At 71.3% G+C, this 12,307-nt stretch carries 16 protein-coding genes and 1 pseudogene; 8 read left to right on the forward strand and 9 right to left on the reverse strand.

Features of this window, described 5'->3' with window-relative positions; all coding sequences use genetic code 11:
• Positions 1–30: 30 nt before the first annotated feature.
• From ACZ69I_RS08075 to ACZ69I_RS08085, 3 genes and pseudogenes are all read right to left on the reverse strand, one after another.
• A pseudogene (locus ACZ69I_RS08075) lies at positions 31–234 on the reverse strand (helix-turn-helix domain-containing protein); the annotation flags it as partial.
• Between the two features lie 21 nt (positions 235–255).
• Positions 256–783, reverse strand: coding sequence for a DUF6879 family protein (locus tag ACZ69I_RS08080; protein WP_470830971.1), 528 nt, complete (start codon positions 781–783; stop codon positions 256–258).
• Positions 761–988 (reverse strand): hypothetical protein, encoded by a 228-nt coding sequence (locus tag ACZ69I_RS08085; protein WP_470830972.1) that lies wholly within the window; start codon positions 986–988, stop codon positions 761–763. The genes ACZ69I_RS08080 and ACZ69I_RS08085 overlap by 23 nt, the downstream gene beginning before the upstream one ends.
• Positions 989–1,126: 138 nt before the next feature.
• Here ACZ69I_RS08085 and ACZ69I_RS08090 point away from each other — a divergent pair, with 138 nt between their 5' ends.
• On the forward strand, positions 1,127–1,738 hold the full coding sequence (locus ACZ69I_RS08090; protein WP_470830973.1) for a DUF5753 domain-containing protein: 612 nt from the start codon (positions 1,127–1,129) through the stop codon (positions 1,736–1,738).
• On the opposite strand, the gene ACZ69I_RS08095 is transcribed toward ACZ69I_RS08090, so the two are convergent.
• Together ACZ69I_RS08095 and ACZ69I_RS08100 are read right to left on the reverse strand one after the other, a co-directional pair.
• A complete protein-coding gene (locus ACZ69I_RS08095; RefSeq protein WP_470830974.1) occupies positions 1,684–1,923 on the reverse strand; it encodes a DUF397 domain-containing protein in 240 nt (79 codons plus the stop codon). The genes ACZ69I_RS08090 and ACZ69I_RS08095 overlap by 55 nt on opposite strands.
• An 11-nt stretch (positions 1,924–1,934) precedes the next feature.
• On the reverse strand, positions 1,935–2,789 hold the full coding sequence (locus ACZ69I_RS08100; protein ID WP_470830975.1) for a helix-turn-helix domain-containing protein: 855 nt from the start codon (positions 2,787–2,789) through the stop codon (positions 1,935–1,937).
• Between the two features lie 218 nt (positions 2,790–3,007).
• Here ACZ69I_RS08100 and ACZ69I_RS08105 point away from each other — a divergent pair, with 218 nt between their 5' ends.
• From ACZ69I_RS08105 to ACZ69I_RS08115, 3 genes are read left to right on the forward strand one after another with little or no spacing between them, the layout of a single operon-like run.
• Complete coding sequence (locus ACZ69I_RS08105) at positions 3,008–3,481, forward strand: ATP-binding protein (RefSeq protein WP_470830976.1); 474 nt, start codon at positions 3,008–3,010, stop codon at positions 3,479–3,481.
• Between the two features lie 41 nt (positions 3,482–3,522).
• Positions 3,523–3,873, forward strand: a complete 351-nt coding sequence (locus ACZ69I_RS08110; RefSeq protein WP_470830977.1) for a PadR family transcriptional regulator — start codon at positions 3,523–3,525, stop codon at positions 3,871–3,873.
• Positions 3,860–4,933 (forward strand): hypothetical protein, encoded by a 1,074-nt coding sequence (locus tag ACZ69I_RS08115; RefSeq protein ID WP_470830978.1) that lies wholly within the window; start codon positions 3,860–3,862, stop codon positions 4,931–4,933. Before ACZ69I_RS08110 ends, ACZ69I_RS08115 begins: the two co-directional genes overlap by 14 nt.
• 45 nt (positions 4,934–4,978) lie before the next feature.
• Here ACZ69I_RS08115 and ACZ69I_RS08120 read toward each other — a convergent pair whose 3' ends face one another.
• The 3 genes from ACZ69I_RS08120 to ACZ69I_RS08130 form a co-directional block, all read right to left on the reverse strand.
• The gene (locus ACZ69I_RS08120; protein WP_470831073.1) at positions 4,979–6,403 is read right to left on the reverse strand and encodes a M1 family metallopeptidase; all 1,425 of its coding nucleotides are present in this window, start codon (positions 6,401–6,403) and stop codon (positions 4,979–4,981) included.
• 92 nt (positions 6,404–6,495) lie between these two features.
• A complete protein-coding gene (locus ACZ69I_RS08125) occupies positions 6,496–6,630 on the reverse strand; it encodes a hypothetical protein (RefSeq protein WP_470830979.1) in 135 nt (44 codons plus the stop codon).
• A 48-nt stretch (positions 6,631–6,678) separates the two neighbouring features.
• Positions 6,679–7,236, reverse strand: coding sequence for a GlcG/HbpS family heme-binding protein (locus tag ACZ69I_RS08130; RefSeq protein ID WP_467673057.1), 558 nt, complete (start codon positions 7,234–7,236; stop codon positions 6,679–6,681).
• A 411-nt stretch (positions 7,237–7,647) separates the two neighbouring features.
• On the opposite strand from ACZ69I_RS08130, the gene ACZ69I_RS08135 reads away from it, so the two are divergent.
• The 3 genes from ACZ69I_RS08135 to ACZ69I_RS08145 are packed head-to-tail and all read left to right on the forward strand — an operon-like array spanning position 7,648 to position 10,030.
• Positions 7,648–8,832 carry a sensor histidine kinase gene (locus ACZ69I_RS08135; RefSeq protein ID WP_470831074.1) on the forward strand — a complete coding sequence of 395 codons (1,185 nt, stop codon included), beginning with the start codon at positions 7,648–7,650 and terminating at the stop codon, positions 8,830–8,832.
• Complete coding sequence (locus ACZ69I_RS08140) at positions 8,829–9,497, forward strand: response regulator (protein WP_467672815.1); 669 nt, start codon at positions 8,829–8,831, stop codon at positions 9,495–9,497. Before ACZ69I_RS08135 ends, ACZ69I_RS08140 begins: the two co-directional genes overlap by 4 nt.
• Before the next feature lie 35 nt (positions 9,498–9,532).
• Positions 9,533–10,030: a hypothetical protein gene (locus ACZ69I_RS08145; protein WP_467673061.1), complete on the forward strand. Its 498-nt coding sequence runs from the start codon at positions 9,533–9,535 to the stop codon at positions 10,028–10,030.
• A 124-nt stretch (positions 10,031–10,154) separates the two neighbouring features.
• On the opposite strand, the gene ACZ69I_RS08150 is transcribed toward ACZ69I_RS08145, so the two are convergent.
• The gene (locus tag ACZ69I_RS08150) at positions 10,155–10,832 is read right to left on the reverse strand and encodes a pentapeptide repeat-containing protein (RefSeq protein ID WP_470830980.1); all 678 of its coding nucleotides are present in this window, start codon (positions 10,830–10,832) and stop codon (positions 10,155–10,157) included.
• Between the two features lie 243 nt (positions 10,833–11,075).
• Here ACZ69I_RS08150 and ACZ69I_RS08155 point away from each other — a divergent pair, with 243 nt between their 5' ends.
• On the forward strand, positions 11,076–12,266 hold the full coding sequence (locus ACZ69I_RS08155; RefSeq protein WP_470830981.1) for an FAD-dependent oxidoreductase: 1,191 nt from the start codon (positions 11,076–11,078) through the stop codon (positions 12,264–12,266).
• Positions 12,267–12,307 lie beyond the last annotated feature (41 nt).

A 12,307-nucleotide genomic window follows, 5' to 3' on the forward strand; every position in this document is an offset into this window, starting at 1 on the left:
AATGAGGTCCTCGACTTGACCCTCCGCCCGGCACACGCCAGCCCACATCCGAATATCAGTGTCCGAGGGCAGAGTTACGCCGTTCTCGATCCTGGATGACTTGGATTCATGCCAACCGGCCCGGGCAGAAGATGCCCGGGCCGTCTCGAATCCCGCCGCAAGCCGGAGCTCGCGAAGTGTGTTACCCAGAGTCCTGCGGGCCTCCTGCACAGCCGAGGAAGGGGAGGTAGTCACTGGATCACCGATACCGCACCCTCAGGAAATCCTGTATTCCTCGTGGGGAACGGCCCGGCCCCACACAGCTTCGAAAGCCGTTGAGCACAGCCGGGCCAGGGCGGGATCCGTCGTACGCTCCTCATCCCCATCCGGGGACAGCTCCCCGTCCCCGGTGAAATGCAGGAACACGACCAGGCTGTCGTCGAACAGCCAGAAATCGTTCCCCGGAAGCGCGAGATCCGAGGCCCGGCGCCGGGGCAGCCAGCGGACCTGCTCCCCCGCCTGGATGTTCCCGGCCGTCAGGTGGTGCTCAAAGCGGATGTAGTCGGTGACGGGTTCCGACACGATCCGTGCCCGGCGCACCTCGACGCCCCGGCCGGTGATCTCCCGCATGAGCGAGAGCCACGCGCCCGCCTCTCGGTCCAGGCAGCGAGTGGTGTCCCACGCGCCCTCTCGCCAGGCGATGTAGTCCGGGGCGGCCTGCATGTATCCGTCCCGCATCTCCAGGTGCACGGCGGACCGTCGCGCCAGCCGGAACAACTCCTCAAACGCGGGCGTCTCCGCCACCGCTCACCTCCGGGAAGAACTGCAGCATCCGCCGGGGAATCTCCACGACAGTCTCGTGGTCCGGCAGCTCCAGCTTCGACAACCGCTCCCGGTCCAGTACCTTCCAGCCCTGGACCAGAAAGTTCTCCGTCACGTCGTCGTAGTACACCGTCGGCGACTTGCCCTCCGGCGACTCGGGGTCCTTGCCCAGCAGATGCAGAGCCATGAGGTCCTCCACGCTAGCGGTCCGAACGATCTCCGCGTCCGAGCTTGCACGGGGGCCTCCGCGTCATGCATCGAACTTGCGGATACTTGCAGGGATTTAAGGTTCCCACCGGGCAGGACCACGGGAAGACTCCCGCACATGGCAACGTCCGGCAGTGAACACAAGACGTGGGACAAGGCCCTCCAGGAGGGCACCGGGCCGGTGCAGGACGCGTTCCTGGAACTCGTCCGCACGACCCAGCACTCGCACCACTACTGTCCGAACATCATCTGGGGCAACCTCCAGACCGCCGACTACGCCAGAGCCGTCTTCCAGCGGGTCGTGGACTTCCACGAGACCCTCGACGACGTGGAAGAAGGTGTGGTGCGTCGGATCGCCCGCGCACAGTTCCTCGGACAAGGGGAACGCACGTATCACACGCTCCTGGGCGAGCAGGCGCTGCGGACGAATCTTGGTGGTGCGGAGGTCATGAGGGGGCAGTTGGAGCGGCTTATTGGTGCGCTGGACGTACGGGGCCTCAGGCTCGGCATCATCCCTGCACGGGCGGAACTGGCCCTCTACCCAGGGCACGCCTTCTCCATCTTCGACGGGCGCCGGGTCGACGTAGAAAACTTTTCGGCAGGCCTCACCATCACGGACGAGGACGAAGTCCTCGCCTACGGGCGGGCGTTCCGGCTCCTTGAGCAGTCAGCGGTCTACGGACGCGAGGCCCGAGCCCTGATCGAGGCTGAGCTGCACGCCATCTCATGACCGAGCGCCCAGCGTTCGGCCTTGCACGTGCGTATCAGGGCGGCGAGGCCCTCGGGGGTGACGGTGAGGGTGGCGTGGGGGGTGTCGCTTTCGCGGAGCAGGGTGTGGGACGCGTGCCGGCCCAGCTCGACGCAGTTCTCCCCTCCGGCGCCGGAGAAGGACGACTTCTGCCACTGAACGGACATGGGGTGGGCTCTCACAGTTCTCTCGCGATGCGGTGGATGAGCTGTTGGGATTTCTGGACGTCGAGGGAGGCACGTTCCGCGATGTCGAGCAGGACCGCGTACTTCTCGAGCTGGGCACCGACGCCGAGGAAAACGCCGCCCACGGCCGCATCCACCTGCACCGTGTCCAACTGCGGGACCACTCCCCCTGCGTAGAACACGGGTTGAGTGGCCTCGACGAACTCCTCGCTGGAGAAGGGGATCACCCGCAGGGTGACAGTCGGCCACTGGGCGACTTTCAGCAGGTGGTCCAGCTGCTCCCGGACGACTTTGCGCCCACCGGCTCGCATGCGCAGTGCTGCCTCATGGACGATCACCCTGAAGGACGGCGGGCTGTCACGGTCGAAGATCCGCCGACGCCTCAGCCTGAACCCGACCCGGACATCGACCTCTTCCGCGGGAAGCGTGGGGATGTGCCCCCCGTAAAGGGTGCGCGCGTAGGCCTCCGTCTGGAAGATGCCGGGCAGCGTCATCGGCTGCAGCGCGCGCAGGTACGTCGCGTGGTGCTCCAGCTCGGCGATGTCCAGGAACCCCGGCGCGAGGACGCCCCGGTACTCCTCCCACCAGCCCTGCCCCCGTGACTCCCGCGCAATGGCGCACAGCGCCTCGACGAGCTTCGCGTCGCCGCACGAGTAGAAGACCGTAAGCCGTCGGATGCGCTCTTCACTCACGCCCAGACGGCCCGACTCCATGTGGCTGATCTTCGCCTGGTCGGTCGAGAGCAGACCGGCGGCCTCGCGTGCCGTCTTTCCTGCGAGCTCCCTCAACTTGCGAAGTTCTGCGCCCAGTCGAGCCTGGCGGGCGGTGGGGTTGTCTCTCAGCGGCATGGTCAATCTTCCCTTCGTGACCCGAGTCTGCCGTCCGGCGACGGGCCCGGTCCACTCACTCGGGTGAACCATGCGGGACAACCTTGCCCCGGGGCAAGGTTGTCCCTAGTTTCATAAGAGCCAGCACGCCAGTGATCCCGCAGAGCAGTCGCCCCTCGGCGACCGAGCCACGGTGGCGTCCACCGCAACACGTCTACGTACGCGTGGAGTTGACGACCATGGACCACCCTCACGAGTCCCCGGCCACCCCTCAGACGTACCACCTCACCACCCCCAACACCCCCCTCTCCCCCAAGATCTGCCGCGACACCGTCACCCTGCTTCTCACCCTGACCGGCAGGCCCGAGCTCGTCGACACCGCCCGCACCCTCGTCTCCGAAGTCGTCACCAACGCCGTCAAGCACACCGGTTCGCCGACCATCGGCATGGACACCCTCGTCCTGGCCGACGGCGGCATCCGCGTCGCCGTGTACGACGACTGCCGGGCCGAACCGCTCGCCGCCCTCGACATGTCGCAGGACCGCGAGCACGGGCGGGGGTTGTTCCTCGTGCAGGCCCTCGCCCACGACTGGGGGGCCACACGAACACCGCCCCGCCTCCTGCCGCGCGGAAAGCACATCTGGTTCGAGCTGCGCCAGCCGAACCGCGCGGCGGCCAGGATTTACAAACGGTCGACTATTCTGGATACTTGAATAGTCGGGAAAGACGAGTAAGGGCGAAGGGAAAGAGCACCGTGGCCGTTCCGCCCACCGCATGGACCCGTGCCGCGCTCCCCCTCTGCCTGCTCGGCATCCTCGACGGGGAGCCCAAGAGCTATGGGTACGCCCTGCTCAGCAGGCTCGGTGACGCCGGGCTCGACGGTGTCAAGGCAGCGACCCTCTATCCCGCGCTCACCCGCCTCGAAGAGGAAGGTGCCGTGGAGGTCGAGTGGGGAGCCGGCGAGGGCGGGCCCGGGCGCAAGTACTACCGGATCACCGCGGAGGGGCGGGCGAGGCTGCGGCGTGACCAGGCCGCCTGGGGGGACTTCTCCCGGACCGTCGCCTCGCTGCTCCCGGCGAAGGGGGATGAAGATGATGACAAGTAAGTCACGTGCGGCCGAGCTCAGTTGGGCGCGCCAGGAGGACCAGGAGTGGGCCGACACCGTCCACGTGCGGCTCGCCCTCGACGAGGACGTGCCGGTCGGGTTCGCCGAGGAGATGCTCGCCGAGGCCCACCAGCTCGTGAGCGAGGCGGGGCAGCCCGCCGCCGACGTGCTCGGCGACCCCGTCACGTACGCCCGTACGGTCGCCGCCGAGCGCGTCAGCGAGCAGTACCGGGCCGGGATCGACACGCGCGGCCTGCGCCCCGGGGACCGGGTCACCGCCTCGCTCGGAACGCTCGGGTTCGTCCTGTTCAGTGTCTTCGGCCTGTACTGGATCCAGGACGGCCTGTGGGTGCCGGTGAGCCGGTCCTCGCTCGCCGGATTCGCCGCGATAGCGCTGAGCCTCACGCTGGGCTGCCTCGCCTTCGTCGCCCGGGCCGCCGGGCTGTTCCGGGGCATGTGGGGGTTCCTGGCGGGCGCGGCCGCCGCGCTGGTGGGCGGGATCACCCTCGCCACCACGCTCTCCGACGAGCGGCTGTTCCGCGTGCCCGCGCCCGTCCTCATGCTGGCCGGCCTCGCGTGGATGGTGGCCGCCTTCCTGCTCCCCGACGAGCGCGTCAACCGCTGGTTCACCCCGGCGCGCCCGGTCGGTGGCCTCGACGACGACCAGTGGCTGGCCCGCCTGGACAGCCTGCTGCGCGGGCGGCACGGCATGACGGCGGCCGAGGCCCGCGGCCACGTGCGCGAGGCCCGGCAGCACCTCGCCGCGGCCCCGCAGGACGGACGCGCCGAGGACGTCTTCGGCGACGCCGAGATCTACGCCCTGCGCCTCTCCGAAGGCCCGCGCAAACAACTGCGCGTCACGCGCCAGAAGTTCTACGGTGCCCTGTTCTCGTCCGTGGTCTTCGCGGTCCTCACCGCGGACCAGCTGATCGATCCGCAGGAGCGGTCGGGGTGGGCCGCCTGTTACGTGGGCGCGTTCGGCTGCGCGGCCTGGACCGCGATCGGCGAATGGCGGCGCCTGCGCAAGCTGCGCACCGCCGGGGCGGACGACGGGGCGTAGCGGGCTCGTTCGGAAACGGGCCGCCAAGCGGCCGTCGGGGAGCCGTCAGGCGTGGTCCGGCTTTCCGTCCCCGTACAGCCAGTCCCCCCAGATCCGGCCGACCTTCCGCCGCGCCGCGTCGCCGCCCGCGTGCCGCTCCACGTACTCGGTGAAGTCCGCGGTGTCCGCGTTCTTGTGCCGGTACGTCTTCGCCCAGCCCTGCACGATGTCGTAGAAGGCGTCGTCCCCGACCGCCTGGCGGATCTTGTGGATGACCATCGCGCCCCGGTCGTAGACGGGCGGGTCCGAGATGTGGGCGGCGTCCGTGGGCCTGGCGGGCGGGAAGTCCCAGACCGCCTCGTTGTCGTCGGCGTCCTCGTAGTAGTCGCCGTCGTAGAGCGCGTCGAAGGTCTGCTGCGCGCTGTCGCCGTCGTGGTCCTCCTCGTAGAGCCACTCCGCGTACGTCGCGAAGCCCTCGTTGAGCCACATGTCCCGCCACGACTTGGGCGTCACGGAGTCGCCGAACCACTGGTGGGCCAGCTCGTGGACGAGGAGACCGGTGTCGGGGGCACCGGGGAGGACCGGGCGGGTCTGGGTCTCCAGGGCGTACCCCGCGTCCCCCTCGCGGTCGACGATCGCGCCCGCCGAGGAGAAGGGGTAGGGGCCGAAGTTGTACTCCTGCCACTCCAGGATGTCCGGGATCTTCGCGAGGACCTTCGCGCTCGCCTTCGCCTGGGTGGGGTCGACGGCGGTGACGACCGGCAGCCCGTCGTCCGTCGTCGACGTCTTCATCTCGAACTTCCCGATGGCCACGGTCGCCAGATAGCTCGCCATCGGCTCGGCGCTGTGCCAGGCGAACGTGGTGCGGCCGCCCTTGGTCGACTCGCGGGTCAACTCGCCGTTGGAGACGGCCTTCAGGCCCTCGGGCACGGTGATTTCCATGTCGTACGAGGCTTTGTCGCTCGGGTGGTGGTTGCCGGGGAACCACGCCATGGACCCGGCGGGCTCGCCGAGCGCGAGCGCGCCGTCCTCGGTCTCCAGCCAGCCCTCCTCGGCGTCGTCCGCGTCGGTGATCGTCTGCGGGGTGCCGGAGTAGCGGACGCTCGCGCGGAACGTCTCGCCCCGGTCGAGCTCGTCGGCCGGGCGCACCCGCAGCTCCTGCCCGGCGCGCTGGAAGCGGGCCGCCTTGCCCTCGACGGTGATGCCCGAGACGTCCAGGCCCTTGAGGTCGAGGGTGAAGGAGCTGAGGTTCTTGGTGGCGCGGGCGGTGATCTCGGCGGTCCCTGTGAGGTGCCGGGAGTCGGGCTCGTAGCCGAGGGTCAGGCCGTAGTGCGTCACCTCGTACCCGCCGTTGCCCAGCTTCGGGAAGTACGGGTCGCGCACGCCGTCGGCGCCCGGGGTGCCGTCCACGCCCGCGCCGCAGGCGCCGAGCGCGGCGAGCAGGGCGAGGGAGCAGGTGACGGCGGCGGCTCGCACGGCCGGAGATCGCAGGTCCACCGGGTGATCTTATGCGGCAAATGTGTGGGGCGGGTCGGTATGGGCGCCCGGCGCCGGGTCCCCTGCCGAGAGTGCATACGGGCTGGTCAGAGCACCGCTGTACCCAACGGCCGGGCGCCTGCGGGGAGTCGGCGTACCGTGCCGTCGTCGGTGACCGTCACACCGCGCGTGTTCGCCGCCGTCTTCTCGACGCCGTGGTCACCGGTGCGCGGATCGGGCACGACGCGCCGCTCTCCCCGTACGGGCCGTCATACGGGCCGGGAAGAGCCTCAGCGGCCGAGGGCCGCCACGCCCGCCTTCGCGAACTTCTCGTCCAGGTCGCCGCTCGGGGCGCCCGCGACACCGATGCCCGCGACGGGCGCGCCCTTGGCGGTCACCGGGGCGCCGCCCGCGAGGAACAGCGTGCCGGGGATGTCCTTCAGGTTCGGGGCCTGCTCCAGGCGCTTGGTCAGCTCGGAGGTGGGCGCGTTCCAGGAGACGGCGGTGTAGGCCTTCTTCACGGCGGACTCGGGGGACTGCGGGCCCGCGCCGTCGCCGCGCAGCTCGACGATGGTGTTGCCGTTGCGGTCGACGACGGCGACGGAGACGCGCTGGTTCTCCTTCTTCGCGGCGTCGAGGGTGGCCTGCGCGGCCTTGGTGGCGGCGGCGACGGTGAGGTGCGTCGACTGCGTGAGGTTCTTGTTGCCCGCGTCGGCGGTGACGGCTGCCTTGGGGGCGGCGGCCGGGGACTCGGCGCTCGCGGAGACCGCGCCGAAGGTACCGGCGCCGAGGACGGCGGCGGTGGCGGCGAGCGTGAGGACGCGGGTACGGCGGGAGGGCTTCCGCATCGAGGGCTTCTGCATCGGGGGCTCCTGGGGTGAGGTGCGAGGGGTGAGGTGCGAGGCGGTTCGGTGGATCCGAGGGGTCCTTGCCTCTGCCCTCCATCCTGTTGCCGCGTCCGGGGCCCACCCCTCGGCGTACCGGCTCGCCGTGGCGCGCGACTCGGCCGACACCCGGGTCAACCGATCGGTTGACCCCCCGGAGGTCCGGGCGGGCCACAATGAGGGTGTCTGCCCAGTTCAGCGCCCGCGTGACGGCATTACGAGAGGGAGGTGCCCGCTGTGGAACCCCCCGTGGAAACCCCCGTGGAACCCCCCGCCAAACTCCTGGAGGGGCACCGCACGCCGAGCCTCCACACCCGCACGCCGGGCCTCGACGCCCGGACGCCGGACCCCGACGCCCGCTGGCTCGCGACCGTCATGCACACGGCGTTCTTCCTGCTCCTGGGCTCCTCGCTCACCCGCTTCCTCATGCGCCACCCCGGCGAACCCCGCACCCCGTGGATCATCGCGCTCTCGGTCTCCCTCGCCCTCCTCTACGTACTCGGCCCCACCGTCGGGGCCCGCCCCTCGGCGCCGCGCCGCCTCATCTGGCTGACCCTCGTCGTGGCCGTCTGGGTCGTGATCGTGATCCTCGCGCCGAGCTTCGCCTGGTGCGCGGTGCCGCTCTTCTACACCGGCCTGCGGACGCTGCCACCGCGCGCCGCGCTCTTCCTCGTGGCCGTCCTGACCGTCTTCGTGGTCGTCGCGCAGCTGAAGCTCGCGGGCGGCTTCGACCCGATACTGCTGTTCGCGCCGCCCGCCTGGGCGGCGGTCGCGGCCGCCGTCTTCCTGTACATGCAGCGTCAGGCGGCGCGGCAGCGCGCGCTGATCGACGACCTCATCCGCACCCGCCGCGAACTGGCCGCCACCGAGCGCCGCGAGGGCACCCTCGCCGAGCGCCAGCGCCTGTCCATGGAGATCCACGACACCCTCGCGCAGGGCCTGTCCAGCCAGCAGATGCTGCTGCAGGCGGCCGACCGCGTCTGGGACACGGACCCCGCGAAGGCCCGCACCCACGTCCGCACCGCCGAGTCGATCACCGAACACGGCCTCGCCGAGGCCCGCCGCTTCGTGCACGACCTCGCCCCCGCCGACCTCGCGGACGGCGGCGGAGCCGCCCAGGCGCTGCGGATGCTCGCGGAGCGCGAATCCGGTGCCGGACTCACCGTACGTTTCCACGCGGAGGGCACGCCTGTCCCTCTCCCCGACCGGGTCGGCTCGGCGCTGCTGCGCATCGCGCAGGGCGCGCTGGCCAACGTACGCGAGCACGCCGGCGCGACCACGGCGGCGCTGACCCTGACGCTCCTGGACGACCAGGTGGTCCTGGACGTCGCGGACGACGGCCGAGGCTTCACGCCCCCCGACACCGCTTCCGACACCGCTTCCGGCACCGGTCCCAGCACCGCGCCCGGCACCACCTCCGCCACGGCCGGTGGCGTACGGGGGCACGGGCTGCCCGCGATCCGCGCCCGGGCCGGCCAGCTCGGCGGCACGCTGACGATCGAGTCGGCGCCCGGCGAAGGCGCGGTCCTCTCCGTATCGATCCCGCTGGAGCCGCAGTGACGAACGCCCCCGCACCCTCCGTCCACCCCGACCGCCCCGAGCGTCCTGTCCGTCTGCTGGTCTGCGACGACCACGTCGTCGTACGCGCCGGACTGCTCGCCCTGCTCGGCAGCGCACCGGACATCGAGGTCGTCGGCGAGGCGGGCACGGGTGAGGAGGCGCTCGCCCTGGCCACGAAACTGACCCCGGACGTCGTCCTGATGGACCTGCAGCTCGGCGACGGCATCGACGGCGTCGAGGCGACCCGGCGCATCACGGGCCTCTCCCCCGCCCCGCACGTCCTCGTCCTCACCACGTACGACACGGACGCGGACATCACCCGCGCCATCGAGGCGGGCGCGACGGGCTACCTCCTCAAGGCGGAGCGCCCCGAGGAACTCTTCGCCGCGATCCACGCCGCGTCCCAGGGGCGCACCACGCTCTCGCCGCCCGTCGCCTCCCGCGTCATGGCCCACATGCGCGCCCCGCACCCCACGCTCACCGACCGCGAGCGCGACATCCTCGGCCAGCTCTCCCGGGGCCTCGGCAACCGCGACATCGCCCGTGCCCTGTTCATCAGCGAGGCCACGGTGAAAACGCACCTGGGCCGCATCTACGACAAGCTCGGTGTGGACACGCGGGCGGGGGCGGTGGCGGTGGCGAAGGAGCGGCGGCTGTTGCCGTGATCCCGGTGTCCGTCGGACGTGACACCATCGACCCCGTGCTCGACATCGGCTACGCGCTCTCCGCCCGCTTCCCTGACCCCCCTCAGCTGGACTACAGCCGGGCGGACGTCCACACCCTGCGCCACGACCTCTTCTGCGGGGACGTGTACCTGGCGGACACGAAAGCGGACCGGGAACTGTCCACAGCCTGGGGATGGGTGCCCGTCCTCGACTTCGCGTGGGCGCTGTGCGACATCGTCGAGGCGCTGGATCAGGATCCCCTCGGCAGTCGGGCCTCCCGGCCCCAGTACGCGGAGCTCGACTTCACGGAGTCGACGGACCGCATGCTGTTCGCTCGCCGCTTCGGGTGGGTGGACATCGAGGCGGACTGGATGGATCCGGATGATCCTCCGCTCTCCTTCTCGCATGCGGAGCTGCGGCGCGAGGCGCGGGATTTCCTCCACGATGTCGTGGCGGATCTCACCGACCTCCACGATTCGCTGTCCGACAACCCGGCGATCTGGGCGCTCCTGTCGCGGTATCCCCGGAGCTAGGGGCTCCCGCTGCGGGTACGGGACGGGACGGGATGTGTTCCGCTGCGCGGCGGATTTCTCCCACCCGCCCCCCACTCGTTTGCCCCGCGACGTCCCGCCGGAGCAGGGGCGGGACGTTCCCCCCTCAAGACACCACCCGCACCCCCACCTGCGCCGCGAACACCGGCGCCAGTTCCATCAGTTGGGTGGGGCTGATCACCGCCCCGGCCATGCACTCCACCCCCCGCGCGACCTCCAGCTCCGAGGCGCCCCGAAAGTCCACGTCCACCATCCGTGTGCCCGAGAAGTCGGCCCCCCGCACCGCGCACCCCCGGAACTCCACCCGCTCCAGCGACGCGAGCCCGAAGTCCGGCTCCACCAGTACGCACTCCTCGAAGACCACGTCCCGCAACCGTGCCTTCCGCAGGTTCAGGCAGTCGAGCTTGCCGCCCCGCACCACCACCCGCTCCAGCACGCCCCCGTGCAACTGCACGCCGCCGAGCCGCGCGTCGACCACCTCGACGTCCCGCAGCGACGCCTCCATGAGGTCGGTCCCCACGCCCCTCGGCTCCGTCAGGACGGAGTCGACGAAGCGCGCCCGGACGAGCCGGGTCTCGTCGACCGCGCAGCCCGTCACCGCGGAGTCCATGAAGAGCGCGCCCGCACCGTCCTGCCCGCGGAGGTCCAGGCCACGGAACTCGACCCCGTCGTAGTCCCCGTCGGGCTCCAGTCCGGCACCCTCGAACGGCTGGAGGGGGGGCAGCCTCACCTCGGCCCGCCGAGCCGCCTTGACCACCCGTGCCGGTTTCGCTTTCTGAGCCATGTCCCCATCCTGCACGCCACGACTGACAACGCCCGCCGCCCCGGGCAGGGCACCCGGCGACCGGCGCGACCGACCACCGACGTCGCCGACCCCAGCCAACCCCGGCCGACTCCAGCCAACCCCGGCCGACTCCAGCCAACCCCGGCCGACCACGCACGCGCGGTCCCCCCGATGTCACATCCGGCCCACCCCCGAGCGTCCAAGAGGTGAAGCCCACGCACCCGCCCCTAGGGAGCCCACCCCATGCCCGACACGAACGCCCACCACATCACCGTCATCGGCGGCGGCTTCGCCGGCCTCACCGCGGCCATCAGCGCCGCCGAGGCGGGCGCCCGCGTCACCCTCCGCGAGGCGCACCACACGCTCGGCGGCCGGGCCCGTACGTCCGAGGGCACGTACAAGACGAACGAGGGCCCGCACGCCCTCTACAACGGCGGCCCGCACTGGGCCTGGCTCAAGCAGCGCAACCTCATCGGCCCGCTCGCCCCCCTCCCGCCCCTCGAAGGCGCCCGGCTGCGCCTGCTGCACCGCGGCGAGCTGCGCCGTACACCGCCTCTCGCCATGCTCAAGCTGCTGCGCCGCAAGGCGGAACACGCCCCGGTGGACCGCGATTTCACCAGCTGGGCGACGGACGAGGTCGGCGAGGAGGGCGCGCACGCCGCCGCGCACTACGTCGCGGTGGCCACGTTCCACCACGACCCCGGCTCCCTCTCCGCCCGCTTCGTGCAGGAGCGCCTGCGCCGCGCCGCCAAGCTGCCCCCGGAGGCGCACTACCCGCGCGGCGGCTGGGGTTCGCTCGTCGACCGGATGGCCGCGCGGGCCTGGAACATGGGCGTACGCACGGAGACGCTCGACCGCGTCGACAGCCTGTCCGACGTGTCCCGGCACGGGCCGGTGATCGTCGCGACGTCCCTGGACTCGGCCCGCCGGATCCTCGGGGACGAGTCCCTGCGCTGGGAGAGCGGCCGCACCGCGCTCGTCGACGTGGCGTTCCGTTCCCGCAGGGGGGACGCCTTCGTCGTCTCCGACCTGGACAGGACGGGCTGGGTAGAACGTTTCACCGCCCAGGACCGCACGCTCGCCCCCGACGGCGAACAGCTCGTACAGGCGCAGATCCCGCTCGCCCCGAACGAGACCAAGGCGGACGGCGTGGCCCGCGCCGAGCACCTGCTCGACCTGGGCTGCCCCGGCTGGCGCGAGCGCCTGACGTGGCGCCGTGCCTCGGTCGCAGGCGGCCGTACGGGCGCACTCGACCGCCCCGGCACCACGTGGCGGGACCGCCCCGCGATCGTCCGGGGGGACGGCGTCTACCTGGCGGGCGATCAGGTCGCGGCCCCGGGCCTGCTCTCCGAGGTGTCGTTCAACAGCGCGGTGGAGGCGGTGTCGCTCGCGCTGGCCGGGTGCGCCCTTGACCTCAAGTCCACTTCAGGTTGAAGGCTGAGGGGCGTACCACGGCAGGCACCTCGCAACGGTGC

This window comes from Streptomyces sp. NPDC036815, from assembly GCF_055609205.1.